Genomic DNA, 520 nt, shown 5'->3' with positions numbered 1-520 from the left:
TGTCACCGACGGTCGGCCCGGTGGGACCGAGTATCGCCATCCGGTCCGTTGCCACCGGGTCGGCGGGCGGGGCCGCCGGTGTCCAGTCCACCGCGAACAGACAGTCGGCAGCGGCGGGACGGGCACCTGCCAGCTTCGCGGGTGAGACGGGGCGGGCCGTCACCGAGTCGACGGTGACCACGGTCCGCCCGTCCTGGTCCCAGCCGGTCATGCGCAGGGTGTCGGGTCCGAGCGGGGTGAGACGCACCCGTAGGGCCCGAGGCGCCCGTTCACTCCGGTGCAGCCGGACGCCGGACCACGCGAAGGGCAGCAGCGCCGTGGCGGACTCCTTCTCGTGCCACTCGGCGAAGGCGGCGTGGAACGCGGCGGCCAGCAGTGCGGGGTGGAGCAGATGACGGGGGTCCACCTGGTTGCCGCCGGCGTCGAGCAGTACGTCCGCGTGGATGTCGTCGCCGAGCCGCGATGCCGCGCGCCGCCCTCGGACCGTCCGGCCGTCGCCCAGGCCCCGGGCGGCAAGCCG

At 75.2% G+C, this 520-nt stretch carries 1 protein-coding gene; it reads right to left on the bottom strand.

Annotation, left to right across the window (positions count from 1 at the left end; translation table 11 throughout):
• On the bottom strand, nt 1-520 hold a 520-nt coding region (locus KBY19_RS35900), incomplete at both ends, for a polyketide synthase dehydratase domain-containing protein (protein WP_210967526.1).

The organism is Streptomyces sp. B15, from assembly GCF_018070605.1.
GTDB classification, from domain to species: domain Bacteria; phylum Actinomycetota; class Actinomycetes; order Streptomycetales; family Streptomycetaceae; genus Streptomyces; species Streptomyces smyrnaeus.
This window is presented reverse-complemented; position numbering and strand designations above follow the sequence as displayed.